Source organism: Methanosarcina spelaei (assembly GCF_002287235.1).
Classification (GTDB): domain Archaea; phylum Halobacteriota; class Methanosarcinia; order Methanosarcinales; family Methanosarcinaceae; genus Methanosarcina; species Methanosarcina spelaei.
Genome location: NZ_LMVP01000404.1, coordinates 1 through 457 on the forward strand (window position 1 = coordinate 1; position 457 = coordinate 457).

Consider the following 457-nt stretch of genomic DNA (forward strand, 5'->3'; position numbering starts at 1 on the left):
AAACCTGTCTTTTCTCATAAGCTTCAACTTCAACATCCTCTAGGGTATGTCCACATTCTTCGCAGCAGTTCAAAGAATGCTCTATTACCTAATCAGGATTATCAACCATTTTAAGAGTTGTTCCTGGATGACCTTCTTGACCTCCAGGGTTCTTTTCGCTCTTTTTACGGAGACTCTTGGGATTAGGTTTTCCTTTGACAAAAAAATCAGTAGAAGGAGGTTTACTGCTGTTTCTGCTATTTTGATTTAAGCGAGATTCTAAAACTTGCAATTTTTCACTAAGGAGTCGTCACAGAACAAACTATGTATAAGTTTCGATTGGATGCCTTGATTTTCAAGATCATTATCACCAATTAAAAATTAACTTTATGAAAAGTTTGCCTAATCTGTTTTGTGACAGTTACTAAGCTGTTTTATTTGAGATTCAAGACTCTCAATGTAAGTTGCAATAACTTCA

1 pseudogene is annotated in these 457 nt (G+C 35.2%); it reads right to left on the minus strand.

The window, feature by feature from the left end:
- Positions 1 to 283, minus strand: a pseudogene (locus ASJ81_RS15375) (DUF6444 domain-containing protein); the annotation flags it as partial.
- Positions 284 to 457 lie beyond the last annotated feature (174 nt).